The sequence below is a fragment of the Streptomyces deserti genome, assembly GCF_054782695.1.
On record NZ_BAAGRZ010000012.1, the window covers coordinates 63,283 to 87,561 of the forward strand.

At 72.3% G+C, this 24,279-nt stretch carries 22 protein-coding genes and 3 pseudogenes; 14 read left to right on the plus strand and 11 right to left on the minus strand.

What is annotated here, in order from left to right; translation table 11 throughout:
* Entirely contained in the window at positions 1 to 1,257 is a 1,257-nt protein-coding gene (locus ACYVMZ_RS20905) for a GNAT family N-acetyltransferase (protein ID WP_461081818.1), read from the plus strand.
* 292 nt (positions 1,258 to 1,549) lie between these two features.
* Positions 1,550 to 2,464: a FadR/GntR family transcriptional regulator gene (locus tag ACYVMZ_RS20910; protein ID WP_461081820.1), complete on the plus strand. Its 915-nt coding sequence runs from the start codon at positions 1,550 to 1,552 to the stop codon at positions 2,462 to 2,464.
* Between the two features lie 38 nt (positions 2,465 to 2,502).
* Here ACYVMZ_RS20910 and ACYVMZ_RS20915 read toward each other — a convergent pair whose 3' ends face one another.
* Positions 2,503 to 2,691, minus strand: coding sequence for a hypothetical protein (locus tag ACYVMZ_RS20915; RefSeq protein ID WP_461081822.1), 189 nt, complete (start codon positions 2,689 to 2,691; stop codon positions 2,503 to 2,505).
* Positions 2,692 to 2,886: 195 nt separating this feature from the next.
* Here ACYVMZ_RS20915 and ACYVMZ_RS20920 point away from each other — a divergent pair, with 195 nt between their 5' ends.
* The 6 genes and pseudogenes from ACYVMZ_RS20920 (at position 2,887) to ACYVMZ_RS20945 (ending at position 9,987) form a co-directional block, all read left to right on the plus strand.
* Positions 2,887 to 3,765, plus strand: coding sequence for a GntR family transcriptional regulator (locus tag ACYVMZ_RS20920; RefSeq protein ID WP_461081824.1), 879 nt, complete (start codon positions 2,887 to 2,889; stop codon positions 3,763 to 3,765).
* A complete protein-coding gene (locus ACYVMZ_RS20925) occupies positions 3,765 to 4,499 on the plus strand; it encodes an HAD family hydrolase (protein ID WP_461081826.1) in 735 nt (244 codons plus the stop codon). The genes ACYVMZ_RS20920 and ACYVMZ_RS20925 overlap by 1 nt, the downstream gene beginning before the upstream one ends.
* A 159-nt stretch (positions 4,500 to 4,658) precedes the next feature.
* Positions 4,659 to 6,584: an aminoglycoside phosphotransferase family protein gene (locus ACYVMZ_RS20930; RefSeq protein WP_461081828.1), complete on the plus strand. Its 1,926-nt coding sequence runs from the start codon at positions 4,659 to 4,661 to the stop codon at positions 6,582 to 6,584.
* 65 nt (positions 6,585 to 6,649) lie between these two features.
* On the plus strand, positions 6,650 to 7,273 hold the full coding sequence (locus tag ACYVMZ_RS20935) for a TetR/AcrR family transcriptional regulator (protein ID WP_461081830.1): 624 nt from the start codon (positions 6,650 to 6,652) through the stop codon (positions 7,271 to 7,273).
* Between the two features lie 41 nt (positions 7,274 to 7,314).
* On the plus strand, positions 7,315 to 9,348 hold the full coding sequence (locus ACYVMZ_RS20940; RefSeq protein ID WP_461081832.1) for a HelD family protein: 2,034 nt from the start codon (positions 7,315 to 7,317) through the stop codon (positions 9,346 to 9,348).
* 10 nt (positions 9,349 to 9,358) lie between these two features.
* Positions 9,359 to 9,987 (plus strand): annotated as a pseudogene (locus ACYVMZ_RS20945) (RraA family protein).
* Between the two features lie 44 nt (positions 9,988 to 10,031).
* Here ACYVMZ_RS20945 and ACYVMZ_RS20950 read toward each other — a convergent pair.
* Positions 10,032 to 10,943 (minus strand): NAD(P)-dependent oxidoreductase, encoded by a 912-nt coding sequence (locus ACYVMZ_RS20950; RefSeq protein WP_461081834.1) that lies wholly within the window; start codon positions 10,941 to 10,943, stop codon positions 10,032 to 10,034.
* 75 nt (positions 10,944 to 11,018) lie between these two features.
* Between ACYVMZ_RS20950 and ACYVMZ_RS20955 the strand changes: the two genes are divergently transcribed.
* The gene (locus ACYVMZ_RS20955) at positions 11,019 to 11,375 is read left to right on the plus strand and encodes a winged helix-turn-helix transcriptional regulator (protein WP_461082078.1); all 357 of its coding nucleotides are present in this window, start codon (positions 11,019 to 11,021) and stop codon (positions 11,373 to 11,375) included.
* Positions 11,376 to 11,813: 438 nt separating this feature from the next.
* On the opposite strand, the pseudogene ACYVMZ_RS20960 reads toward ACYVMZ_RS20955, so the two are convergent.
* The 6 genes and pseudogenes from ACYVMZ_RS20960 to ACYVMZ_RS20985 form a co-directional block, all read right to left on the minus strand.
* Positions 11,814 to 12,002, minus strand: a pseudogene (locus ACYVMZ_RS20960) (transglutaminase); the annotation flags it as partial.
* A gap of 56 nt (positions 12,003 to 12,058) precedes the next feature.
* On the minus strand, positions 12,059 to 12,790 hold the full coding sequence (locus tag ACYVMZ_RS20965) for a class I SAM-dependent methyltransferase (protein WP_461081836.1): 732 nt from the start codon (positions 12,788 to 12,790) through the stop codon (positions 12,059 to 12,061).
* A gap of 123 nt (positions 12,791 to 12,913) precedes the next feature.
* A pseudogene (locus tag ACYVMZ_RS20970) lies at positions 12,914 to 13,452 on the minus strand (NUDIX domain-containing protein).
* A gap of 2 nt (positions 13,453 to 13,454) precedes the next feature.
* Positions 13,455 to 14,636 (minus strand): GDSL-type esterase/lipase family protein, encoded by a 1,182-nt coding sequence (locus ACYVMZ_RS20975; protein WP_461081837.1) that lies wholly within the window; start codon positions 14,634 to 14,636, stop codon positions 13,455 to 13,457.
* Positions 14,637 to 14,638: 2 nt separating this feature from the next.
* On the minus strand, positions 14,639 to 15,217 hold the full coding sequence (locus tag ACYVMZ_RS20980) for a TetR/AcrR family transcriptional regulator (protein WP_461081839.1): 579 nt from the start codon (positions 15,215 to 15,217) through the stop codon (positions 14,639 to 14,641).
* A gap of 83 nt (positions 15,218 to 15,300) precedes the next feature.
* The gene (locus tag ACYVMZ_RS20985) at positions 15,301 to 15,738 is read right to left on the minus strand and encodes a hypothetical protein (protein WP_461082080.1); all 438 of its coding nucleotides are present in this window, start codon (positions 15,736 to 15,738) and stop codon (positions 15,301 to 15,303) included.
* 186 nt (positions 15,739 to 15,924) lie between these two features.
* On the opposite strand from ACYVMZ_RS20985, the gene ACYVMZ_RS20990 reads away from it, so the two are divergent.
* The 3 genes from ACYVMZ_RS20990 (at position 15,925) to ACYVMZ_RS21000 (ending at position 17,723) form a co-directional block, all read left to right on the plus strand.
* On the plus strand, positions 15,925 to 16,566 hold the full coding sequence (locus ACYVMZ_RS20990) for a helix-turn-helix domain-containing protein (protein WP_461081841.1): 642 nt from the start codon (positions 15,925 to 15,927) through the stop codon (positions 16,564 to 16,566).
* Positions 16,567 to 16,655: 89 nt separating this feature from the next.
* Positions 16,656 to 17,285 (plus strand): hypothetical protein, encoded by a 630-nt coding sequence (locus ACYVMZ_RS20995; protein ID WP_461081843.1) that lies wholly within the window; start codon positions 16,656 to 16,658, stop codon positions 17,283 to 17,285.
* A gap of 105 nt (positions 17,286 to 17,390) precedes the next feature.
* Positions 17,391 to 17,723: a DUF2516 family protein gene (locus ACYVMZ_RS21000; RefSeq protein ID WP_461082082.1), complete on the plus strand. Its 333-nt coding sequence runs from the start codon at positions 17,391 to 17,393 to the stop codon at positions 17,721 to 17,723.
* Positions 17,724 to 17,803: 80 nt separating this feature from the next.
* Here the strand turns inward: ACYVMZ_RS21000 and ACYVMZ_RS21005 are convergent, their stop codons facing one another.
* The 3 genes from ACYVMZ_RS21005 to ACYVMZ_RS21015 form a co-directional block, all read right to left on the minus strand.
* Positions 17,804 to 19,153, minus strand: a complete 1,350-nt coding sequence (locus ACYVMZ_RS21005; protein WP_461081845.1) for a PP2C family protein-serine/threonine phosphatase — start codon at positions 19,151 to 19,153, stop codon at positions 17,804 to 17,806.
* A 451-nt stretch (positions 19,154 to 19,604) separates the two neighbouring features.
* Positions 19,605 to 20,684 carry a C40 family peptidase gene (locus ACYVMZ_RS21010; protein ID WP_461081847.1) on the minus strand — a complete coding sequence of 360 codons (1,080 nt, stop codon included), beginning with the start codon at positions 20,682 to 20,684 and terminating at the stop codon, positions 19,605 to 19,607.
* A gap of 182 nt (positions 20,685 to 20,866) precedes the next feature.
* Entirely contained in the window at positions 20,867 to 21,679 is an 813-nt protein-coding gene (locus tag ACYVMZ_RS21015; protein ID WP_461081849.1) for a class I SAM-dependent methyltransferase, read from the minus strand.
* A 709-nt stretch (positions 21,680 to 22,388) separates the two neighbouring features.
* Here ACYVMZ_RS21015 and mshA point away from each other — a divergent pair.
* Together mshA and ACYVMZ_RS21025 are read left to right on the plus strand one after the other, a co-directional pair.
* Complete coding sequence (gene mshA / locus ACYVMZ_RS21020) at positions 22,389 to 23,726, plus strand: D-inositol-3-phosphate glycosyltransferase (RefSeq protein WP_461081851.1); 1,338 nt, start codon at positions 22,389 to 22,391, stop codon at positions 23,724 to 23,726.
* A complete protein-coding gene (locus ACYVMZ_RS21025; RefSeq protein WP_461081853.1) occupies positions 23,719 to 24,222 on the plus strand; it encodes a type III secretion system chaperone family protein in 504 nt (167 codons plus the stop codon). Before mshA ends, ACYVMZ_RS21025 begins: the two co-directional genes overlap by 8 nt.
* Positions 24,223 to 24,279 lie beyond the last annotated feature (57 nt).

Here is a 24,279-nt window from a genome sequence, read left to right on the forward strand (position 1 = left end):
ATGACCGCGCCCACCCACGCCATCGACGTACGCCCCATCACCGAGCCCGAGTTCGCCGACTGGACCCGTGCCCTGAGCACCGGCTTCCTGCGTGAACCCACCGTGAGCCAGGACATCCTCGACGCCCGCCGTGCCCAGTTCGTCCCCGGCCGTCTGCTCGGCGCCTTCGACGGCGGCCGCTGTGTCGCGACCTTCCGTTCCTTCGCCCAGGAACTCACCGCCGTCGGTGGCACCCCCGTCCCCGCCGACGCCATCTCGAACGTCACCGTCACCGCCACCCACCGCCGCCGCGGCCTGCTGACCCGGATGATGGCCCAGGACCTGGCGGCCGCGAAGGACCGCGGGGACGTCGTCGCGACGCTGATCGCCGCCGAGTACCCGATCTACGGACGGTACGGCTTCGGCCCCGCCACCTGGGCGTCCCAGTGGACGATCGACGTACCGCGCACCGGCCTCGACCCCCGCTGGGCGGCCCCGGAGGACGGCGGCCGTATCGATCTCGTGGACGGCGAGGACGTCCGCAAGCTCGGCCCCGAACTGCACGAGCGGCTGCGCCGCGCCCAGCCGGGTGCCGTCAGCCGGGACGAGCTGTGGTGGAAGATCACCACCGGGGCCGTGCGCTTCTGGGCGTCGTGGACCGAACCCTTCTACGCCGTTTACCGCTCGGCGGACGGCGAGGTCGAGGGCATGGTCTCGTACGCGGCGGACGACAAGTGGGGGGACGCCAAGCAGCCGCTGAACACGGCGACCGTCAACTGGCTGATCGGCGTGAGTCCGGCCGCCGAGCGTGCCCTGTGGCGCTACCTGTGCTCGATCGACTGGGTCGCGCGGGTGAAGAGCGGCTGGCGGGCCCCCGACGACCTGCTCCCGTTCTTCCTGCCGGACCCGCGCGCGGCCGCCATCACCACGCAGGCGGACTGGCTGTGGGTGCGGATCCTGGACGTCGTACGGGCGATGGAGGCGCGGACGTACGAGGGGGAGGGCTCGCTGGTGCTGGAGGTCGTGGACCGGGACGGTCTCGCGGGCGGTCGGTACCGGCTGGAGACGGCGGCGGACGGGGCCTCCTGCACGCCGACCACCGAGAGTGCTGAACTCAGCCTCCAGGTGGGCGAGTTGTCGACGCTGTGGCTCGGTGACGAGTCGGCCGTGCGGCTCGCGGCGCTGGGCCGGGTCCGGGAAGAACGAGCGGGCGCCGCCCGTCAGGCCGACGCCCTGCTGCGTACGCCCAGGCGACCGTGGTGCCCGGACATCTTCTGAGGCGTGCTCCTTTCCGCCGACGACAGGAACGCTCATCCGTAGCGAGCTGTTGAGTTGTGGTTGTTGTTCGGTTGTGGCTGTGCGGTCGCTGTTCGGTTGTCGATGTGGAGTTGTGGCTGTACCGACCGACCAGGCTCCCGGCTCCCCTCCGGAAGGGAGCCCGGCCAACCCTTGAGAAGTGTGACCATGTCGCTCAAGTTGGCGACCAACTTCACTGTCCTTATCTCCGCTTGGAAGCGGCTCATAACCACCTTCCGCTGAACTGCCCAAAGATGGCGGGAAGTTGTAGTGTTTGGTTGTGGACCCGGAACACGACTCCCCCCATGGGCGGAAGAGGTCGCAGCGGCCACAGAGAACCCATCGCGAGGTGGCCGACGAGCTGCGCGCCCGGATCAGGTCCGGAGCGCTGCGGCCGGGGCAGCGCATGCCCACCCAGGCCCAGCTGGCCCACGAGTTCGGCGTAGAGCGCGGCGCCGTACGCCAGGCGCTGCGCATCCTGCAGTCGGAGCAGCTGCTCACCAACGTGTCCAAGGGCAGCCCGGCGACCGTCGCCCCCGACCCCGTCAGGGCGCTGACCGGCCCGTCCGCCCCGCCCCTGCCCACCACAGTGGCCCTCGCGCCCCGGATCGCGGCCGCCTTCGCGGCCGAACACGTCGAGATCGACGCCGTGTGCCTGACCTCGGTCTCCCTCGGGCTCGCCATCGGCGAACCGCTGCGCCGGATCCACGCCGGACAGCTGAAACCGGCCAAGGTCGACGTCCGCGTCCTGCTGCCGTCCCGGAACATCGACCTCGCCTTCCCCGTGCCGGTCGAGCGCCGGGGCGGCGACGACGATCCGGTCCATGAGCGGTGGCTGGCCCAGCGCAACGCCCAGGGCCAGGTGCTCCAGCACAACCTGCAGGCCCTGCGCTCCACGCACGGCATCGACGTCCACGTGACGTTCCGCGCCCTGCCCTTCACGCCCCCGGTGAAGCTGTACCTGCTCAACGGCACGGAGGCGCTGTTCGCGTACTACACGCTCACGCGCCGCGCGGAGGAGATCGACCACGAGCACCTGGAGATGTACGACGCGCAGGGCATCCGGCAGATGCTGTTCTCCTTCTCGCAGGGCACCGGCCTGCGCGACACGACGTTCGTGGAGCAGTCCCACCTGTGGTTCAACGCACTGTGGGAGACGATCAGTTCGGAGCTGAAGCTCACGACCTGAGGTCTCCCACAGCGGCTGATCCGCGGCGGAGCCGTCACTCACAGGGCGGGTTGCGCCATCAGGAGTGCGAGCACCACCGCCCCGGCGGAGCTGACCGCCGGGCTCTTGGCCTTGATGCCTATGGTGAGCAGGAGCAGGCCGACGATGCCGGCGGCACCGTACTTCCACTGGACGAGCTGCTCGAAGCCGACGACGAAGACGGCGGAGAGGAGAGCGAGGACGGGCATGGTCTTTCCCCCTTCGGGCTGCTGGGCGGGACGGTCGTGGGGGTGAACCTCGGTGAGGGGCGGCGAACTCCGGAAGTAAAACTTCCGCCAACTCAACCAAGTTGGCAACCAACTATGACTAAGTTGTCCCCAGTTGGCCCCTAGTTATAAACAACTTTCAAGCAACTCCCCTTAGATGGGTCGGAGTTGTAGCGTTTGGTCGTGACCCAGGAGAACGTGGCAGTGAACGGCAGCAGAAGGCTCACGCCCCAGGAGATCGCCGACATCCTGCGGGAACGCATCCGCGCAGGCGAGCTCAAAGCGGGCGAGCGCCTGCCCACCCAGGCCGAACTCGCCGAGGAGTTCGGCGTGGAGCGCGGCGCCGTGCGCCAGGCCCTGCGGGCACTGCAGGAGGACGGTCTGCTGACCAACGTGAGCAAGGGCAGCCCGCCGCGGATCGCCGAGCCGGCTCCGGCGCGCGGTGAGCCGCAGCCGACCATGGTGGGGCTGGCACCGCGGCTCACGGAGGCGTTCAAGGTGCCGCGGGTGCATGTCGACGCGGCGTGCCTGACCGCCGAAACGCTCATGCTGGCCCTCGGCGAACCGCTCCGGCTGATCCACGAGGGCCGCATACGCCCCGAGTCGATCGACGTCCGGGTCCTGCTGCCCTCCCGGGAGATCAACCTGGCCTTCCCCATCTCCGTCGAGGGGCACGGCGACGACGACCCGGTCCACGAACGCTGGCTGCTCCAGCGCAACGCCCAGGGTCACGTCCTGCGGCACAACCTGTACGCCCTGCGCTCCACCCACGGCATCGACGTCCGCGTGACGTTCCGCGCGCTGCCGTTCACACCGCCGGTGAAGCTGTACCTCCTCAACCAGCAGGAGGCCCTGATCGCGTACTACATGGTCACGCGCCGCGAGGAGTTCACGGACAGCGGCATGATGGACATGTACGACGTCCTGGGCACGGAGTCCCTCCTCTTCTCCTTCGAGAGGCGGGCCGGCCAGCGGGACGCGGCGTTCGTGGAGGAGTCGCAGAAGTGGTTCGACGCCCTCTGGGAAACCATCACGTCGGACCTGACACTCTCCTAGTGACTTCTGATGCGACGCAGACCGACCCGGTGGCAGCGGACCCAGAGATCCTGCGAGAGCTGATCACGCCTGTCCGCTTCGTGCTGTGGGACCTGGACGGACCGATATGCCGGCTGTTCGCGGGTCATCCGGCGCACCAAGTGGCCCGTGGGCTGGTGGAGTTGATCGACAGACTGGGGCTGAGCGGTTTACTCACCGAGGCGGAACGGACCGACCCGGACCCCCACGTGGCGCTGCTCGGAATCAACCAGCGCCATCCGGGGAGCGACCTGATGATCGCCCTGGAAGAGTGGCTCACCCGCCATGAACTGGAGGCCGTCCCCAAGGCGCTCCCCACCCCTTATGCCGATCCGCTCATCAGGACGTGGTGGTCTCGCGGGGTCCGGTACGCCATCACCACGAACAACTCGGCGGTCGCGGCGGAGGCCTACATCCGCTCCCGTGGCCTGACCGGCTGTTTCCCTCACATCTACGGGCGCACCCAGGACCTGGACAAGATGAAGCCGGACCCGCACTGCCTGCTCAAGGGGTTGCGAGCCCTGGGAGCCGACACCTCCGCCACTCTGATGATCGGCGACGCCCCTTCGGACCTCAGAGCCGCCGAACAGGCCGGGGTGCGCTTCCTCGGCTACGCGCGTAACGCGGACAAGGAGAAGGAACTGAGGACCGCGGGGGCGGATGTGGTCGTCAACTCGCTGGAGCCGCTGTTGCGCGTGGTGCGGGACCGGGCGTGAGCGACTTCTGACGTCAGCGCGGACCGGACATGTCGGGCAGGTCTCGCCCGGACGGGCGCATTGTCGTCACCCCGGGGCGCGCGCCCGGATATCGTGTGCATCAATTTTCTTGAACGCGTATCCCTTTCCGGGTTTGAAGCGAGCTTCTCAGGAGCAGAGGTGGCGATCGGGGCCTGGCCTGACGACGGGGCCGCAGTCCTGGCTGCCGTCCAGGAGGTCTTCCCCGCCGGGCCGGCCGGCACCGTTCTGGAGAGCCGGTGTCCCGGCGACAAGCCGGTCGACTCCTGGGTCATCGCGGAGCTCGCCCGGTTCCTCGCCCGCCTGACCACGGTCCGCAAGGAGACGCTGCCCCCGCTGCCGGCCGAGTGGCCGGGCAACCAGAAGGACAGCAGGGCGTATCTGGACCTGCTCGTGCGGCGTGCCCAGCGATGGCTGAACCGGTCCGACTGGGCTGATACCGGTGGCCTGTTCGCCGTGCTCGGCGTGCCCGCGGACGCGCTGGTCCGGTTCGCCTCCCGGCTGCCCTCCATGGCCCGCCGCCCCTACGGCCTGCTGCACACCGACCTCGGCCGGGACAAGGTGCTCGTGCTGGACGGGGAGGAGCCGGCGGTGGCCTGTGCGGACTGGGGCGGGGCGTCGTACGGGGATCCCTTGCACGGGCTCGTCAGCCATCTGGTGCGGATGCGCTATCCCGAGCACCAGGTGGACGAGGTGATCCACGTGTGGGTGCGCGAGACGCGGCGGATCAGGCCGATGGCGGTCAGCGGTGTCAGCCGGGACTACCGGCACTACGTCGACTTCGAGCGCATCCACGCCGGGTACGCCGAGGTGGTCCGGGCCGCCCGGTCGCTCGGCGACTCGTTCGACGACGCCCTCCTGGCCGCGGCCGCGGGCGAGGTCACAAGAGCCCTGGAGCACGCGGCGGAGCCGCTCGGGATGGCGCAGGTCCCGACGGAGCGGGAGATCGAGGGCGCCCTGTTCCGGTGGCAGGCGGCGCGTGTCGCGCGGCGGGGCGGCCGGCTGCCGGCCACGGTGTTCGGGTGGAGGCGCGACCCGCGGGTCCCGGAGCGCGACGACTTCCCGCAGGAGCTGGTGCGGCGCGCCCTGGCCGAGGAGGGGGCCGCGGCCGCCGACCGGGTGTTCCGGGGCACGGCGCATCTCAACTCCGTCGTGTCCGTGCCGGGCTATCCGGACCCCGTCGTGGTCCGGCGCGAGACGACCTCCGCGCCCCGCCGCGAGAAGGGCTTCCTCCACGAGCACGCCGTCCTGCAGGTGATCGAGAAGTCCGGTCCGCAGGTCCGGGCGCCGAGGATCCTGGCGCTGGGCTACGACGACCACGGACGCCACTTCGCGATCCACACCTACGAGGGCCCCACGGCACAGGCCCCCGACCACCCCGTGCACGGTCTGCTGCCCCACGAGGCCGACCAGCTCGTCGACCAGCTCGCCGCCCTGGCACGGGTGGATCACTCGGCCTTGCCGTCCGGGCCGCCGGAAGCGGACTTCTACGCCTGGCTGAGCGGACGGCTCGTGGAGCTCGTCGACGAGCTGCCCGACGCGACCCGCCAGGCCGCCCGGCGCCGGGGCCTGCCCGACGGCACGGTCCTGCGGCGGATCCTCGGCCGGTGCAAGGTGACCGAACGCGCCCCCGTCCTGCTGCACGGCGACCTCAATCCCTGGAACCTGGTGCGCGACGGGCGCGGCGCCGGGTTGACGATCATCGACTGGGAGATGGCGATGATCGGCGACCCGCTCTACGACGTCGTACGGCATCTGCATCTGACACCGGCCCGGGCGGGCATGCGGGAGCGCATGTTCGAGCGCTGGAGCAGGACGCTTCCTCCGCGGTGCGTCACGGGGTGGGAGCGGGACTGGCAGGTCTACCGGTGGATCGAGCAGGTCCGCTCGGCCTACGTCGATCTGGACCGGCTGGTGACGGGGGCGGCCCTGGACACGCCGAACGTGCGCCGGGCCGTCGACGCGTACGAGATGACCCTGGCGGCCGCCACGGCGTCCCTGGGGCTGCGCAGGCGCCCGGTTCCGTCGGCGCCCGCCCTGTCGACCGCCCCGTCCCTGGCCTGCTGACCCGGACGGCATCGGCGTCGGTGGGCCGGTGGGCCGGTGGGCCGGTGGTGCGTAGGCTCACCGGCATGAGTGAGACCGGGCTGCGGGAGCGCAAGAAGCAGCGGATGTACCAGGTCGTGTCGGACATCGCCATCCGGCTCTTTGTGGAGCGGGGCTTCGACACGGTGTCCGTCGCCGAGGTGGCCGCCGCGGCCGAGATCTCCAAGCCGACGCTCTTCCGGTACTTCCCGGCCAAGGAGGACCTGGTCCTGTACCGGATCGCCGACCACGAGGGCGAGGCCGCGCGGGTGGTGGCGGAGGGGCCCTCGCCGGTCGAGGCGCTGCGGCGGCACTTCCTGCGCGGGCTTCAGCGGTGCGATCCGGTGACCGGGCTGAACGACGATCCCGACGTGCTCGCCTTCCACGGGCTGCTGTACGGGACGCCCGCGCTGGTCGCGCGGCTGTACGCCCACCTGGAGCGGTCCGAGGCCGCGCTCGCCGAGGCCCTCGGCGGCGACCTGGACGCCCGGCTCGCCGCCGGGCAGATCGTCGCCGTCCGGCGGATCCTCGCGCAGGAGAACTGGCGGCGGATCGCGGCGGGGGAGCGGGTGGCGGACGTACGGGCGGACGCGGTGGCGGCGGCGGAGCGGGCGTTCGGGCTGCTGGCGGACGGACTGCCGCACCTCGCCCAGCCATCTGCGACTCGGTAAGAAATTTAACTCGGTTACGTTATTTCGGTACGCTCGGTGGAATGACGTCACCCGACCCTGCCCTCCGGCAAGCCCTCGCTCTCGAACGCGCCCATCACGACCGCTGCCGTGCCGCCCTCGCCGCGCTGGTCGACGACGCCCAGGAACAGGTCGTCACCGGCGAGGACGTCTCCGCCTCCGGTGCCGACGCCGAGGTCCTCGGCCACCGGCTGCGCAGCCAGGCCAAGGAGCTGCGCGAGCTGCCCGAAGGGCCGTTGTTCTTCGGGCGGCTGGACTTCGGCGGGGGAGAACACGCCGGGCTGAGCTACCACATCGGACGCCTGCGGATCACCGAGGACCCGGCCGCCCCACCCCTCGTCGTCGACTGGCGCGCCCCCGTCTCCCGGGCCTTCTACCAGGCCTCCGCCCGCGATCCACAGGGCGTCGCCGTCCGCCGCCGCTTCGGCTGGGCGCCCGGCAGCCGGGGCGACTCCGCCGACCTCACCGGCCTGGAGGACGAACACCTGGCGCGGGGCGAGTCGCGGGCCGGCGACATCGTCACCCGGGAGATCGAGCGGCCCCGCGTGGGGCCCATGCGGGACATCGCCGCGACCATCCAGCCCGAGCAGGACGACCTCGTACGCGAGGACCTGGCCGTGTCGGTGTGCGTGCAGGGCGCGCCGGGCACCGGCAAGACGGCCGTCGGGCTGCACCGGGCCGCCTACCTGCTCTACACCCACCCGCAGCGCATCCGGCGCGGCGGACTGCTGATCCTCGGCCCCAACCGCACCTTCCTGTCGTACATCTCGGAGGTCCTGCCGGCCCTCGGCGAGACCGGCGTACGCCAGTCCACCCTCGCCGACGAGATCGCCCGGCACCCGGTCACCGGGGTGGACGACGAGCGGGCCGCCGTCGTCAAGCACGACGCCCGGATGGCCGAGGTGCTGCGCCGGGCGCTGTACGCGCGCGTGCGCGTCGACGGCACCGACTCCCTTGCCGTGCCGGACGGTTCGTACCGCTGGCGGGTCGGGGCCGAGGAGCTGGCACGGATCGTGGCGGACGTACGGGCCGAGCAACCGCCGTACGGCGTCGGGCGGGAGCGGGTGCGCAGCCGGATCGTGCGGTGCCTGCGGGACCAGGCCGAGCGGCGGGGCGGGCCGCGCACCCACGCCTGGGTGCGCCGGATCGAGCGGGCGCGGCCGCTGTCCGCGTACGTCGACGCCGTCTGGCCCCGGGTGCGGCCCGAGGAGGTCGTGGCCGAACTGCTCGGTGATCCAGGGGTGTTGGAGTCGGCCGCCGAGGGGCTGCTGGACGCCGACGAGCGCAAGGCGCTGCTGTGGGCGAGGCCGCCGCGCACCTGGAAATCGGCGCGCTGGTCGGCCGCCGACCTGGTCCTCCTCGACGAGGTCGCCGGGCTCATCGAACACCCGGACGGCTACGGCCATGTCGTCGTCGACGAGGCGCAGGACCTCTCCCCGATGGAGTGCCGGGCCATCGCCCGCCGGTCCGCCTTCGGCTCGCTCACGGTCCTCGGCGACCTGGCGCAGGGCACCACGCCGTGGGCCGCGCGGTCATGGCGTACGGTCCTGGCGCACCTGGGGAAACCGGACGCGGCCGTGGTGCCGCTGACCAGCGGCTTCCGGGTGCCGCAGGCGGTCGTCGCGCTCGCCAACCGGCTCCTGGACCGGCTGGACGTCGACGTCCCGGCGGCCCGGTCCCTGCGCGGGGGCGGGGAGTTGCGCATCCGTCGGACGGGTCAGGTGCTCGCCGGGGTCGTGGACGCCGTACGGGATGCGCTCACCCGGGAGGGCTCCGTCGGGGTCGTCGCGGCGGACGCGGACGTGTCTCGCGTACGGCAGGCCCTCGCCTCGGCGGGGGTGGCGGTGGCGGGCCCGGAGGACCTGGGCGCGCGGGTGGCCGTGGTGCCGGCGAGTGCGGTCAAGGGGCTGGAGTACGACCACGTCGTGGCCGTCGAGCCGGCCGCGATCGCGGAGGCGGAGGAACGGGGACTGCACCGGCTGTACGTGGTGCTGACGCGTGCGGTGTCGCGGCTGGAAGTGGTGCACGGACGGCCGCTGCCGTTCCACACGCCGTAGGGTCCATGTCATGGCTGACGTCGACGAGTTCACGGACATCCCCACGACCACCCTCGCCGACCTGCTGGGCCGCGCGCAGGTCATGGACATCGGGATCCGTCCGCTGTGGGGACCGGTGCCGCGGGTGGCCGGGCCTGCCTTCACCGTACGGTGCCCGCCCGGGGACCACCTGATGCTGCACGCCGCCATCCACCGGGCCGCGCCGGGCTCGGTCGTCGTCGTGGAGTCGGGCGACCTGGACTACGCGCTGGCCGGCGGCAACGTCTGCGCGGTGGCGCAGCGCCGGGGCATCGCCGCGTTCGTCGCCGACGGGCTGATCCGGGACCTGGGTGAGGTGAGGGAGCTGCGGTTCCCCGTGTTCGCGCGGGGCGTCCGATTCCGGGCGGCAAGTCCGCCGTACGGCCGCTCAATGAGCGGGTGCGGTGTGGTGGGGTGTCCGTCGATGCGGGGGACGTCGTCGTGGCCGACGAGGAGGGGGCCGTCGTCGTGCCGGGTGCCCGCCGGGAGGAGGTCCTCGCGGCCGCACGGGACAAGCTGGCGAAAGAGGCCGGGGAGTCCCTGGACGCGTGGGAGCGGGCGCACCGGGCGCGTGTCGACAGGATCCTCGCGGAGAACGGATTCGACGGCTCGGAGGCGTGACCTCCCCGGGGCCGGGAGCGCGGGCCCCGGCCCCGGAAGCGGCCTCAGCGGCGTCCGAGGACCTCGGCGACCCGGATGAACCCGTCCGTGCCGTGCCCGAGGCCGATCGTGCGGCGGGCCAGGCCCTCCGCCGCGCGCATCACACCGGCGTCGATGCCGTGGGACTCGGAGACGTCGACGATGTGGGCCATGGACGACACCGCCGAGGTGATCGGGTTGTCCTCGCCGGAGAAGGTGCCGGCGTCGGCCTCCTGCGCGGTCTCCGCGAAGATCGGCGGCAGGATCGCTCCGATGCCCTGGGCGAAGGGGGCCAGTTCCCGTGCCGTGACGCCCTCGGCCCGCGCCACCGCGAGGGCGTGCGCGTAACCGGCCATCGCCGTCCAGAAGATGTCGAGCAGGGCTATGTCGTAGGCGGCGGCCCGGCCGATCTCCTCACCGAGGTGGGTGTGGGTGCCACCCAGCGCGTCCCGCACGGGCCGGACTTCGCCGTAGAGGTCCTCGGGCCCGCTGTACAGGAACACCGCGTCGGCCGTCCCGATGGTGGTCGTCGGTGTCATGATCGCGCCGTCCAGGTAGCGGACGCCGTGCGCGGCGGCCCACGCGGCCGTGTCCCGGGCCCGGGCCGGGGTGTCGGCGGTCAGATTCACGACCGTACGGCCCTTCAGGGCGGCGGCGACCTCGTCCGGGCGCAGGACGGCGTCGACGGCGTCGTAGTTCACCACGCAGACGACGACCACCTCACTCGCGGCGACCGCCTCGGCCGCGGACCGGGCGCCCACCGCTCCCCGGTCGAGGAGCTCGCGGTCTCTGCCCGGCGTGCGGTTCCAGACCGTGGTGCGCAGCCCGGCGTCCAGGAAGGCACCGGCCAGCGCCCGGCCCATCGGGCCGAGCCCGAGGACGGTGACGGCGGCGGGGCCGGAATGCGCGGAGGGCGATGTGGTGCTGTACGTGGACACGCTTGAACTCCTTGATAAGAGGCGTCGATTGGTGACGCTCGAGATGAGGGGTCATTGAGGACGAAGGGGATGACGATGACGCGCCGCCGCCAGGATCCGAACGTCTGCGGAGTGACCGTCGCGATCGACGTGATCGACGGCAAGTGGAAGACGTCCCTGCTCTGGCTGCTGGAGTCGGGCCCGCACCGGCCGGGGCAGCTGCGCCGGCGGCTGCCGGACCTCACCGAGAAGGTGCTGACGCAGGCGCTGCGGGAGATGGAGGCGGACGGGCTGGTGCACCGGGAGGTGCATGACGTGCTGCCGCCGAAGACGGTCTACTCCCTGACCCCCTTCGGCCGTGAACTCGCCGAGGCGCTGGAGCCGCTCTCCGAGTGGGGCCACCGCCGCCTGGAGAAACTGGCCGAGGCGGAGGCCTCCCGGCCGGCCTCCTGAAGCGCGTACGTCACCTCCGTCCCCTGTTCCGCCGACCGCGTCCGGCGCCTCACCGACCGCCCGCGACCAGGTTCGCCCCAGGTCCGTGCTGTGCCAAGTACCCACAAAAAAGTGGGTGTTCGGCCGCCCGTCAGGTGACCATGTGCCGCGGAACCGCGAGGTCCGGGTGTGCGAACAGACGGGCGAGGGCGGCGAGGTCGCGGACGGCGTTGCCGCTGATCTCGTGGGCCCCCAGGCGTGGTCGGTGCCGGCCACGCCGAACAGGCGCGGGTCGACCCGGCCCGAGCGGCACCGGGCCCACGCCTCGCCGCCGGTCAGGAACTCGCCCGGGGCGAGGTCGTCGGGGCGTTCGACGTACCCCTTGCCGAGATGCTCGGTGTCGACGCGCACCCAGCGCCCTGCACCGGCCCGCCGGTACTCGGTGATCCAGTGGTCGACACTGCGCCCCGCCTGGAAGTACGTCCCGAAGCCGCACCGGGCCCGGGCCGGAACGCCCCGCGCGCGCGGCAGCCCGCAGGCGAGGACGGCGAAGTGCCGGCAGGTCCCCACCACCCTCTTCCCGGGTGGCCGGGGCAGGCGCAGCGGCGCGGGGTCGAGCGCGGTCAGCGCGGCGACCAGCCCGCTCACCGGCCGGATGTTCCGCTCGGTGCGGGGGCCGGCCGAGCCTCGGGAGCGGGCGGCGATCAGGTCACAGGCCGGCGAGCCACGAAGACGAACTCCCGGCCCGGCCGGTCAGGGGCGTCGCGTACGTCCTCGACGACATACCCCTGCGCGGCCAGATCCGCCTCCACCTCCTCCCGCTCACGGAACCTGAGAGTCAGGTCCGACGTCAGCACCTGCCCGTCCGCGGCGAACACATACGTCCAACGGCACGTCACGAGCGGCCCGTCCACCTCGGTCACCTCCAGCCAGCTCTCCACCGCGCCGGCACCGGGGACGTCCGTGACCCGGTAGGTGGCGTCGCGGTGCCACTCTTCCCAGGCGCGCCGGGCCGGATCCCGGGTCTCGAACACCAGGTGCCCACCCGGACGCAGCGCCGCGTAGGCCCGCTCCAGAGTCGTCTGCCATGCCTCGGGCGCAGTGATCACCTGGGCGACGTTCGCGGTCATGGTCGCGAGGTCCACCCGGAGCCGCGGAAGTGCCGTCGCGTCACCGTGGACCCAGCGCACCCGGTCGCCGCCCGGCTTGGCCCGGGCCACATCAAGGGACGCCTGGGCGGGATCCACACCGACGACCTCGGTCCCGCGCTCGGCCAGCAGCAACGCGAACACGCCCGTACCGCACCCGATGTCGAGCACCCGCCGCGCCCCGAACTCCGCCACGAGGCCCAGATAGACCTCCAGGTCGCGGCGATCGGGGTCGAGCGGATCGTAGAGCGCGGCGAGCCGCGGGTGCCGGAACTCTTCGTGAGCCATAGGGCGAAGCTGTCCGCTGCCTTGGCCGGTCAATCCGCTCGCGTTGCCGCAACAGCCGGTCGCGTTGCCGCAACAGCCGGTCGCGTTGTCGGGACAGCCGGTCGCGTTGCCGGAACAGGCCCGTCACTCCGCCCGGAACGCGCGATACCGGCCGAAGATCTCATGGCTGTCCGGAGTGAACCGCCACTCCCGCAGCGCCCGCCGCAGCTCCGGCTCGGTCAGCCGGCCGTGCCAGGCGACCTCGGCGGGGTCGGGAGCCACGGCGTCGGGCAGTACGGCCTCGTGCAGCCCGAGCCAGTGCGGGCTGAGGCCGCCGCAGCTGACGAAGGTGCCCAGCAGGCGCACCGGTACGCGGACGCCGAGTTCCTCGGCCAGTTCCCGGGCCGCGGCCCGTTCGTAGGACTCGCCGACGGCCACCGCGCCCCCGACCACGGCCTCGTAGTGGCCCGGGAAGCGCGACACCCGCTCCGGGCGCCGGTGGACGAGGAACCGCCCTCGCCCGTCACGGCACACCGTCGCGGCGATCCGGTGCAGCCAGCCCTCCCGGACGGCCTGCCGGCGGTGACCACCCCCAGGACACGGTCCTGATCGTCGACGCGTTCCACCAGTTCGTCCTGGTAGGGGGTCCACGCGGCCCTTTCGGGCCCTGGGGAGGCGCCCATGCTCAGCCGGCCGCCGCGAAGGGCCCGTCCGGGGCGAAGGCCAGCTCGGCGAAGCGTTCGCCCATGCGGCGGTGGGTGGCGGCGTCCGGGTGGAGCTGGTCGGGCAGGGGGAGTTCGGCGAAGTCGGACTCGCCGTACAGGGCGCGGCCGTCGAGGTAGTGGAGGTGGGGATCGTCGGCGGCGCGCTGTCGTACGACGCGGGACAGCTCCTCGCGGACGACGTTGAGCGTGAGTTTCCCGCCGGCCCGTTCCGCGGGATCGCCCATGGCGGCGAACCGCAACTGCCCGGCGCGGAGCCCGCCGAGGTCCGGGGCGCTGGGGCCGGGCGTGTCCTCGTGGATGGGGCACAGGATGGGGGAGACGAGCAGGAGCGGTGTGGTGGGGTGGCCCTCACGGATCGTGTCGAGGAAGCCGTGGACGGCCGGGGTGAAGGCGCGCAGCCGCATCAGGTCCTGGTTGACCACGTTGATGCCGAGCTTGAGGCTGATCAGGTCGGCGGGAGTGTCCCGGATGGCACGGGCGGTGAAGGGGTCGAGCAGGGCGCTGCCGCCCAGGCCCAGGTTGATGAGCTCCACACCGCCGAGGGAGGCGGCGAGCGCGGGCCAGATGGCCGTCGGGCTCGCCGCGTCGGAGCCGTGGCTGATGGAACTGCCGTGGTGCAGCCACACCCTGCGGCCCCGGTCCGGTACGGGCTCGACGGGCGCGTCGGTGCGCAGGGCGACGAGCTCGGTGGTCTCGTTGTGCGGCAGCCAGATCTCGACGTCCTTCGCGCGGTCCGGCAGATCGGTGAAGCGGAGGGTGCCGGGCCGGCCGGAGCGGTGCTCGGCGGTCCCGGTGGTCATGTCGATGGTCACGGTGTGGCCGCCGGTCACACTGGCCTGACCTGCCAGGCGACCGTCGACGAGCAGGTCGTACAGGCCGTCCGGGCGGGGCGGGGCGCCCACGTAGACGCGCTTGGTCGGCAGCGTCTCCAGTTCGACGGCGGTGGCCCGGGTGCGGAAGACCAGCCGTACGCCGGAGGGCTGGGACTCGGCCATGGCCAGCTGCGCGTCGGCGCACTGCGCGCGGGCCCGGGCGGGCAGCCGGTGCGGCAGCACGCCGTGCTCGGTGCGCTCCAGGTCGAGGGCGCCGCGCAGGAGGTCGGCGGTGAGGGGGGTGGTGATCCAGCTCGGTGTGGTGTGCATGCTCAACCTGTCGCTGTGTGGGGCCAGTTCCGCAGCAGGGCGTCCAGGACGTCCAGGATCCGGGACCAGGTCTCCTCGGTGTCGGGGGCGCTGTGGCTGAACCCGCCCCCCATCTCCAGGCTCACGTAGCCGTGGAAGACGCTGCCCAGCAGCCGGACCGCGTGCGTCTGGTCCGGTTCCGTCAGGTCGTAGCCCCGCAGGAGCGCCCGCGTCAGCTGCGCGTGCCGGACACCGGCACTGGCCGCCGCCGTCCGCGGGTCGAGCCTGAGCTGGGCCGCGGCGTAGCGGCCGGGATGCTCCCGGGCGTAGTCGCGGTAGACGTTTGCGAGGGCGGTCAGCGCGTCCTTGCCGGCCCGACCGGCCAGGGCGTCGGCGGCCCGGTCGGCGAGCTCCTCCAGGGCGAGCAGGGCGATCCTGGTCTTCAGGTCCTGGGAGTTCTTCAGATGCGAGTACAGGCTCGCGACCTTGACGTCGAACCGCCGGGCGAGCGCCGAGACGGTCACCTGGTCGAAGCCCACCTCGTCGGCGAGCTCCGCTCCCGCCCGGGTCAGACGCTCCGGAGTGAGTCCTAGCCGTGCCATAAACTTCCTTCCAGCTGCCAGAAGGAATTATGTGTTTGCCTAATAGCTTTAGGCAAATGGCTAGTTAGGTAAATGGCAGGTGCTTATTGAGTGCCGAGCTGTGCGGCCAGGCGGCGCAGTGCCGACCGGATCCCCTGCCCGTAGCCGTCGTCGCCGAGGGCGTCGACGTACTGCTGGGCCTGGCCAAGGTGGGCGCGGGCGCTGTCGTCGTCCCCCAGCTTCCGGTAGTCCGCGGCGAGGTTGAGGTGCAGGGACGGGTGGAAGCCCCGGATCGCCAACGACGCGTGGTGCTGCCTGACCCGGTCGTCGGTAACGGAGGCGGCGGCTTCGAGGGCCTTGAGGTCCCAGGCGAGTTCGTCCCGCGGATCCGACTGGAGGTCGGCCATGTAGTGGGCGAGAACGCAGCGGTGGAAGGGATCGCCGTCCGGCGCGATCTCCGCCCAGATCTCGGCGAACCGCCGCCGGGCCCCATCGGCGTCACCGGCGTGCTGCAGCGCCATCGCCTCCTCGATGCGCTGCATGGTGATGTCCTTGACGCCCTTGAACTCCTCGGTGCTCACGCGAGCCTCCCCTTGATCGCCGGCGATGCGTGGCAGCGTACGGATCGCCACTGACAGCGTGGCGCGGCGTACCACTGGCAACGTGGCGCGGCGCACTATTGCAAGCAGGTGCTTGCAACAGTTAGCGGGGTGCGGCATCGTGGAGGCATGGCATCGCTCAACGTCGGCAATCTCGGTGAGTATCTGCGCGAACAGCGGCGCAACGCGCAGCTGTCGCTGCGGCAGCTCGCCGATGCCGCCGGGGTGTCCAATCCGTATCTGAGCCAGATCGAGCGCGGGCTGCGCAAGCCGAGCGCGGAGGTGTTGCAGCAGGTCGCCAAGGCGCTGCGGATCTCCGCGGAGACGCTGTACGTCCGTGCCGGGATCCTCGACGCCGAGCGGGACCGGGACGAGGTGGAGACGCGGGCCGTCATCCTCGCCGATCCCACGCTGACCGGGCGGCAGAAGCAGGTGCTGCTGCAGATCTACGAGTCCTTCCGCAAGGAGAACGGGTTCGGGATCGCCACGGCGGGCGAGGACGGCGAACCCACGGAGGCCACCGACGCCACCGACGCCACCGGCGTCAGTGACGTCACCGGGACCGCCGAGGCCGTCGAGGACAGCGAGGGTGCGGCGGACACTCCGGACCGTGGCGACGGCGGCGACACCGCCGTAGGACGTACCCGCACGGGCGACCGTGCCGACACCGCCGTACGCCGCCCCCGCACCGGCGACGGCGGCAAGGCTGCCGGACGCCGGCCCCGCAAGGTCGGTGGCAGCGACAACGGCCCGCAGCAGACGGCCAGTTGAGCCGGACCAGGGCACCGGCCGTCCGACTGCGGACCACCCGACCCTCAGCCGAACCCTCAAGCGACAAAGAATCCGGGAGGACCATCACCATGGCCATCACCGACGACCTGCGCAAGACCCTGAGCAACCCGACCCCGCTCTACTTCGCCGCCGGCACCGCCGACCTCGCCCTGCAGCAGGCCAAGAAGGTGCCGGCCCTGGTGGAGCAGCTGCGCACCGAGGCCCCGGCCCGGATCGACGCCGTGCGCAACACCGACCCGAAGGCCGTCCAGGAGAAGGCGACCGCCCGGGTGAAGGAGACGCAGGAGACCCTCCAGACCAAGGTCGGCGAGTTCCTCGGCTCCCTCGACGCCGATTTCAAGAAGTTCGGCAGCACCCTCGACAAGGATCTGAAGAAGTTCGGCGAGACCGCCCAGGACATCGCCCTGCGCGGCGTCGGCGTCGCCGCCGAGTACGCCGTGAAGGCCCGGGAGGCCTACGAGAAGGTCGCCGAGCACGGCGAGCAGGCCGTGCGGACCTGGCGCGGCGAGGCCGCCGAGGAGATCGAGGAGCTGGCCGTGGCCGTCGAGCCGAAGGCCGAGCCGGTCGAGGTCAAGGAGGAGGCCAAGCCCGCCGAGGCCACGGCCGCCCAGCCCGCCGCGGAGAAGAAGACGACCGCCAAGAAGGCCCCGGCGGCGCGCAAGACCACCGCCAAGAAGACGACGCCGCCCGCCAAGTAGGCGGTGGTATTCGCGCGGGCCGGGCACCCTTGGGGTGCCCGGCCCGTTCTACGGGTACGGTGACCGCGTAAGGACGATCCGAGTCGGGTGGTGGACGTTGTGCTGATGCAGGGCTTCGCAGGACTCATGTGGCTGCTGAGCATGGCTCTGATCGTTTTCAGCGGCTTCGCGCTGATCGACGCCGCCACGCGCCGCGAGGACGCCTACCGCGCGGCGGACAAGAAGACCAAGCCGTTCTGGCTGATCATCCTCGGGCTCGCCTTCGTGGTGAACCTGCTCTTCCCGATCCTGTCGTTCTTGCCGATCATCGGCCTCATCGCGACGATCGTGTACATGGTCGACGTACGGCCCGCGATCCGCAGCCTGCCGGGCGGGGGCCGCAGCAGGCGGGGTTCCAGCAGCGACGGCCCGTACGGCCCCTGGAACGGCGGCCGCTGATACGCCCGTAAGGGAGGCGCCCGCAAGGGGCGCGGGGCTGTCTACCCAGGACGGCGCCCAGGACGACGGCGGGATTCCGCTCAGCCCGTCAGCCCGTTCCGGTCCAGCAGCAGTACCGCCACGTCGTCCGTCAGATCGCCGCCATTGAGGTCACGGACCTCGTTCACCGCCGCCCGCAGCAGATCCTCCCCGCGCAGCCCCTCGGAGAGCTGGCGGCGGACCATCTCCACCATGCCGTCCTGGCCGAGCCGCTCCCGGCCCTCGCCGACATGGCCCTCGATCAGGCCGTCGGTGTACAGCATCAGGCTCCACTCGGCGCCCAGCTCCACCTGCATCCGCGGCCAGCGGGCACCCGGCAGCAGTCCGAGGGCCGGGCCGTTGTTGTCGTACGGCAGCAGCCGCGCGGGCCGGCCCGGGCGGACCAGCAGCGGTGACGGGTGGCCGGCCAGGCACAGGCCCGCTCGGCGGCCGTCCGGCGCGATGTCGACCGTGCAGAGGGTCGCGAAGATCTCGTCGTCGGCGCGCTCGTGCTCCAGCACCTGCTGCAGCGTGCCCAGCAGCTGGTCGCCGCACAGGCCCGCCAGGGTCAGCGCGCGCCAGGCGATGCGCAGCTCCACGCCGAGCGCGGCCTCGTCCGGGCCGTGGCCGCAGACGTCACCGATCATGGCGTGCACGGTGCCGTCCGGGGTGCGGACGACGTCGTAGAAGTCGCCGCCGAGCAGCGCGCGCGAGCGGCCCGGACGGTAGCGGGCGGCGAAGCGCAGCGAGGAGCCCTCCAGCAGCGGGGTGGGCAGCAGGCCGCGCTCCAGGCGGCGGTTCTCCTGGGCGCGCATCCGCCCCTCGGCGAGCCGCCGCTCGGCCGACTCGGACCGCTTGCGCTCCACCGCGTAGCGGATCGCCCGGCTCAGCAGCCGGCCGTCCAGCTCGTCGCGGAAGAGGTAGTCCTGGGCGCCCACCCGTACGGCCTCGGCGCCGCGCTCGGCGTCGCCGGACGCGGTGAGCGCGAGAACTGCGTGCCGGGGCGCGAGCTCCAGGACGTGCTTGAGCACGGCGAGCTCGTCGTCACCGTCACCGGCCCGGCCCGGCGCCGGCAGCGCCAGGTCCAGCAGGATGCAGTGGACGTCGTCGGTGAGCAGCCGCTCGGCCTCCGTGAGGTTGCGCGCGGTGCGGACGCGGATCGGCTTACCGGCCTGGTCGAGCAGGTCGGGCACGATCGGCGAACCGGCCGGATCGTCCTCGATCAGCAGCAGCGTCAGGTTGGTGTGGGCGGTGTTGTTCTCGACCTTGTCCGTGGTGTTCTCGACCTTGGCCTCCTCGCGCGGGGCAGCCGCCAAGGAGTCCTTGGAGGTGCCGACGCCCTGGGACGCGGCCTGCGCCTGACCACTCTCCACGGCCGGGATCGCTCTCTGCCGCGGTATGGGTACGGGCATTGTCCTGAGTCCTTCCCTCCCCCCGAGGGCACGGCGGGGCGAGGGACCTCGACCCACCGACGGGGACCATAGCGGGTGTCGACACCGCATTGGAATGGTGTGAGGCACGCCGCTACGCCATCGGCCAGTGTCATATGCCGCGATATGTACCGCAGTTGGACAGGGTGTCTGTGCTGCGAGGATGACGAACGTCACGTCCGTGGGGGGTTTGGTGGGGCGTTGGGCGTGGGCTGGGTCACGTGGGCGGGGTCACGTGTCCTGGGGCACGGTGCCGACGGGTTCACCGGTCGGCCAGGGACCCGCGGAGTGGGATTCACGCGTGTGCTGAACTGAGCGGAACCGAGGAGTGGGACTCACGCGTGCGCGGAAGCGAGAGGAGTGGGATTCGCGCGTGCGCTGAGCCCAGGAGTGGGACGCACGCGTGCGCTGAACCCTCCCCGAGGAGCGACGCTCACGCGTCCGGCCGCACCACCCCGAGGATCGGCATCGTCCCCGCCCCCGCGACGGTCACCGGCCGCCCCGGCCGAGGGGCGTGGACGATCGAGCCGTCGCCGATGTACAGCGCGACATGGCTGGCGTCGTCGAAGTAGATGACGAGGTCGCCGGGGCGCATGTCCTCGATGTCGACGCGTTCCAGTCGCTTCCACTGCTCCTGCGAGGTGCGCGGAATGCCCTGCCCGGCCGAGGCCCAGGCCTGTGAGGTCAGTCCGGAGCAGTCGTAGGCCTTCGGGCCCTCGGCGCCCCACTGGTAGGGCTTGCCGAGCTGGGCGGTGGCGTACTCGACGGCCTTCTTGCCCCGCTCGGAGGCCTTGCCCGTGATCTCGTCGAGGATGCCGGAGTCGAGCCAGGCGGTCTGCGCCTGCTGTGCGGCCCTGCGCTGCAGCTCGGCGAGGCGCTCCTTCTCCTCCGCCTTCAGCTCCGACTCGAGCTTCTCGGCCGCCGCGATCTGCTTCTCGATCTTGCGCTGTGCCGCGGCCTTGGCCTTGCGGCCCGCCTCCAGCTTCTTCCACTGGGCGGTGGCGTCCTTCGCGTACTGCTCCAAGTCCTCCTGGGCACGGGCAAGTTGCCCCAGCAGGCCCTTGGTGGCGTGCTCGCCCTGGCGGACCCGGCGCGTGCCGTCGAGGAAGTCCTGAGGGTCGTCGCTCAGCATCAGATGCGCCTCGGGCGGCAGCCCGCCCGTGCGGTACTGGGCGCGGGCCGCGGCGCCCGCGCGGTCCTTCAACTCGGCCAGCTTCTCCCGGCCCTTGGCGATCTTCTTCGTCAGCCGGACGATCTCGGCGGACTGCTGCTTCGCCTTCCCCTCGGCGGCGTTGTACTCGTCGGTGGCGACGGCCGCCGCACGGTAGAGCTTGTCGAGCTTCTTGCGCACGGCCTCGAGGTCCTGGTCGGGCGCGGCGGTCGGGGCCGTGCTCGGGGGCGGCGCGGGGCTCGGGCTCGGACTCGCGAACGCCGTGCCCGGTGCCGCCAGCACGGTGATCGCGCAGACCACGGTCACGGCCGCCGTGATCAGGCCGCGCTTGCCCGTTCCCATACCTCAGCCCCCAACTTATTAACCGTCAGTAACTTCCGGTCGCCTGGGGGATGCTGCCACGTCGGCGCGCAAAGCGACAGAGGGAGTACTTCCTCCCTCCCGTCCCCGGCATGACGATCCCCGCGCCTTTGTGACGAACGACTCACAGAGATCGTTCCCCGCAGGTCACGCCCCCGCACGGCTCAGTGACGCGGCGCCAACGCCTCCCACTTCACCGTCACTTCACCCTGCCGCCACCGCACCGGCCCGTCCGTCACCGGCCAGTCGGCCGTCAGGTCCCGCACCGCCCGGATCCAGCGCTGCCGGGCGCCGTAGGAGGCGTAGGGCGCGGCGGCCGCCCAGGCGCGGTCGAAGTCCCGCAGGAAGGCGTGCACCGGCTCGCCGGGGACGTTGCGGTGGATGAGCGCCTTCGGCAGGCGTTCCGCCAGGTCCGAGGGGCGCTCCAGGGAGCCGAGCCGGGTCGCGAAGGTGACCGTGCGGGGCCCCTGCGGGCCGAGGGCGACCCACACGTGCCGGCGCCCGATCTCGTCGCAGGTCCCCTCCACCAGCAGCCCGCCGCGCGAGTTGGCCGTCGCCGGGGCCAGACGGGCGCACAGCCCCTGCCAGACGGCGGCGACCTCGCCCTCCTCGTACTGCCGCAGGACGTTGGCGGCACGGATGAGCAGGGGGCGCTGGGGGATCGGGATCTCGAAGCCGCCGTGGCGGAAGACGAGACCCTCGCGTTCGTAGGGCCGCGCCGCCGCGACCCGGGCCGGTTCGATCTCGATGCCGACCACGCGCGCGCGTGGCGCGACGGTACGCAGGCGGCCGAGCAGCTCGACGGCCGTCCAGGGAGCGGCCCCGTACCCGAGGTCGACCGCGACGGGCTCCGCGCTGCGCCGCAGCTCGGCGCCGTGCGTGGCCGCGATCCAGCGGTCCATGCGGCGCAGCCGGTTGGGGTTGGTCGTCCCGCGCGTCACCGTTCCCACGGGGCGGGAAGCGGCGCGGGATGTCATGCGTACGAGGGTATGCGGGGGCGCCGGGAGGTCTGTGCGGCGCACGGCCACGCGCCCACCGGAGGCCTGTGCCGCCCACGGCCACGCGCCCACCGCCTGTGCCGCCCACGGCCAGGCGCCCCGGAGGCCCGTGCCGCCGCACGGCCACGCGCCCCGCCGGGAGCACGTCCGCGGTGACCGGAAGCGGCGGCGCCTTCGGACCCGTCGGATGCCACGCACCCGCGGGCGTCGGGAGGCCTGGGCCGCGCCCGCCTGCGCACGGCCGCGCACGTGGCGACCGGAAGCGGCGGTGCCATCGGACCCGCCGGGCGCCACGCACCCGCAGGCGTCGGGATGCCTGCGTCACGCATCGCCACGCATGGCCACGCACAGCCACGCACGCGGCGACCGAGCGGCGGCACCCCGGCCCCGCGGGGCGCCACGCACTCCGGCGTTGACCGGCTGCGCACTCCGGCATCGACCGGCCACGCAAGCCGCCATCAACGCAACGCATGCCGCCATCGACCGCCCACGCGCACCGCCATCAACGCCAACACACGCCGCGATCGACCGCCCACGCACACCAACATCGAACGGTTGAGCGACTCCCGGTAATGATTGAGCAAAGACCCGCCGCCCGGAAATGGAGCAGCCCCCTCCGGTGTTGCACCTCTTCGGAGGGCCCCGTGCGCCCTGCGGAAGGCATGCCCGGAGCGAGGAGGAACGCCACGTGAGCCAGTACATCGGCAGGCTCGGGCGGCGCTCCCCGGCCGCCCCCTCGCGCCTCAGGCTGCACCGCAGGCCCCGCCGCGTCGCCATGCTCTCCGTGCACACCTCCCCGCTGCACCAGCCGGGCACCGGCGACGCCGGCGGCATGAACGTCTACATCGTGGAGCTCGCCCAGCGCCTGGCCGCGCAGGGCATCGAGGTCGAGATCTTCACGCGCGCCACCACCGCCGCGCTCCCGCCGACCGTCCAGCTCGCCCCGGGCGTCCTCGTCCGGCACGTCGACGCGGGCCCCTACGAGGGCCTCGCCAAGGAAGACCTCCCGGCCCAGCTGTGCGCCTTCACACACGGCGTGATGCAGGCCTGGGCCGGCCACCGCCCCGGCCACTACGACCTGGTCCACTCCCACTACTGGCTCTCCGGCCACGTCGGCTGGCTCGCCGCCCAGCGCTGGGGCGTGCCCCTGGTGCACGCCATGCACACCATGGCCAAGGTCAAGAACGCCAACCTGGCCGACGGCGACACCCCCGAGCCGGCCGCCCGCGTCATCGGCGAGACCCAGATCGTGTCCGCCGCCGACCGTCTCATCGCCAACACCGCCGAGGAGGCCGACGAGCTCGTCCGGCACTACGCCGCCGACCCCGCCAAGGTCGCCGTGGTCCACCCCGGCGTGAACCTCGCCCGCTTCTCGCCCGCCGACGGCCGCGCCGCCGCCCGTGCCCGTCTGGGCCTGCCGCAGGACGCCCTGATCCCGCTCTTCGCGGGCCGCATCCAGCCCCTCAAGGCCCCCGACGTGTTGCTGCGCGCGGTGGCCGTGCTGCTGGACGAGCGCCCGGAGCTGCGCCCCCGCATGGTCGTGCCGGTCGTGGGCGGCCCGAGCGGCAGCGGCCTCGCCAAGCCGGAGGGCCTGCAGAAGCTCGCCGCCCGTCTGGGCATCGCCGACGTCGTACGGTTCCACCCGCCGGTGGGCCAGGACCAGCTGGCGGACTGGTTCCGCGCGGCCTCCCTGCTGGTCATGCCCTCCTACAGCGAGTCCTTCGGCCTGGTCGCCATAGAGGCCCAGGCGGCGGGCACCCCGGTGCTGGCGGCCGCGGTCGGCGGCCTCCCCGTCGCCGTACGCGACGGCCAGACCGGCTTCCTGGTACGAGGCCACGACCCGGCCGACTACGCGCGCGTGCTGCGCGACTTCGCCGACGACCCGGCCCTGACGGCCCGGATGGGCGCGGCCGCCACCCGGCACGCCCAGTCCTTCGGCTGGGACACGTCGGCCGCCGCCACGGCCGACGTCTACACGGCCGCCTTGCAGGCGCACCGGCGTCGCGTACGCTCCCACCATGGCTGAAGCAGAGCAGCAGGCGGCACAGGTCATCGAGGGCGTCCTGAAGGACGCCGAGCTGGAGTGGGAGAGCCCCGAGAACGGCACCTACGTCGTCAAGCTCCCCGGCACGCGCAAACTGTCCACGACGGTCTCCCTGATCGTCGGACGCCACTCCCTGTCGCTGAACGCCTTCGTCATCCGCCACCCCGACGAGAACGAGCCCGCCGTCCACCGCTGGCTCCTGGAGCGCAACCTCAAGCTGTACGGCGTGAGTTACGCCGTCGACCAGCACGGCGACATCTACGTCACCTCCCGCCTCCCCCTGCCCGCCGTCACCGCGGACGAGGTCGACCGCCTCCTCGGCCAGGTCCTGGAGGCCGCCGACGGCAGCTTCAACACCCTCCTGGAACTCGGCTTCGCCTCAGCGATCCGCAAGGAGTACGCCTGGCGGGTCTCACGCGGCGAGCCGACGCGCAACCTGGAGGCGTTCTCGCACCTGCTGGAGCGCCCGTCCGACTGAACGGCGCCGGGACCAAACGGCTGAACGGCTCAGCGGCTGAACGGCTGAGCGGCTGTC

What these genes read in the sequence shown, in the direction of transcription:
- ACYVMZ_RS20905 (WP_461081818.1), top strand. Translation starts at nt 1, where the DNA reads ATGACCGCGCCCACCCACGCCATCGACGTACGCCCCATCACCGAGCCC.
- ACYVMZ_RS20915 (WP_461081822.1), bottom strand. Translation starts at nt 2,691, where the DNA reads ATGCCCGTCCTCGCTCTCCTCTCCGCCGTCTTCGTCGTCGGCTTCGAG.
- ACYVMZ_RS20935 (WP_461081830.1), top strand. Translation starts at nt 6,650, where the DNA reads ATGAGTGAGACCGGGCTGCGGGAGCGCAAGAAGCAGCGGATGTACCAG.
- ACYVMZ_RS20940 (WP_461081832.1), top strand. Translation starts at nt 7,315, where the DNA reads ATGACGTCACCCGACCCTGCCCTCCGGCAAGCCCTCGCTCTCGAACGC.
- ACYVMZ_RS20955 (WP_461082078.1), top strand. Translation starts at nt 11,019, where the DNA reads ATGACGCGCCGCCGCCAGGATCCGAACGTCTGCGGAGTGACCGTCGCG.
- ACYVMZ_RS20965 (WP_461081836.1), bottom strand. Translation starts at nt 12,790, where the DNA reads ATGGCTCACGAAGAGTTCCGGCACCCGCGGCTCGCCGCGCTCTACGAT.
- ACYVMZ_RS20975 (WP_461081837.1), bottom strand. Translation starts at nt 14,636, where the DNA reads ATGCACACCACACCGAGCTGGATCACCACCCCCCTCACCGCCGACCTC.
- ACYVMZ_RS20980 (WP_461081839.1), bottom strand. Translation starts at nt 15,217, where the DNA reads ATGGCACGGCTAGGACTCACTCCGGAGCGTCTGACCCGGGCGGGAGCG.
- ACYVMZ_RS20985 (WP_461082080.1), bottom strand. Translation starts at nt 15,738, where the DNA reads ATGCAGCGCATCGAGGAGGCGATGGCGCTGCAGCACGCCGGTGACGCC.
- ACYVMZ_RS20990 (WP_461081841.1), top strand. Translation starts at nt 15,925, where the DNA reads ATGGCATCGCTCAACGTCGGCAATCTCGGTGAGTATCTGCGCGAACAG.
- ACYVMZ_RS20995 (WP_461081843.1), top strand. Translation starts at nt 16,656, where the DNA reads ATGGCCATCACCGACGACCTGCGCAAGACCCTGAGCAACCCGACCCCG.
- ACYVMZ_RS21000 (WP_461082082.1), top strand. Translation starts at nt 17,391, where the DNA reads ATGCAGGGCTTCGCAGGACTCATGTGGCTGCTGAGCATGGCTCTGATC.
- ACYVMZ_RS21005 (WP_461081845.1), bottom strand. Translation starts at nt 19,153, where the DNA reads ATGCCCGTACCCATACCGCGGCAGAGAGCGATCCCGGCCGTGGAGAGT.
- ACYVMZ_RS21010 (WP_461081847.1), bottom strand. Translation starts at nt 20,684, where the DNA reads ATGGGAACGGGCAAGCGCGGCCTGATCACGGCGGCCGTGACCGTGGTC.
- ACYVMZ_RS21015 (WP_461081849.1), bottom strand. Translation starts at nt 21,679, where the DNA reads ATGACATCCCGCGCCGCTTCCCGCCCCGTGGGAACGGTGACGCGCGGG.
- ACYVMZ_RS21025 (WP_461081853.1), top strand. Translation starts at nt 23,719, where the DNA reads ATGGCTGAAGCAGAGCAGCAGGCGGCACAGGTCATCGAGGGCGTCCTG.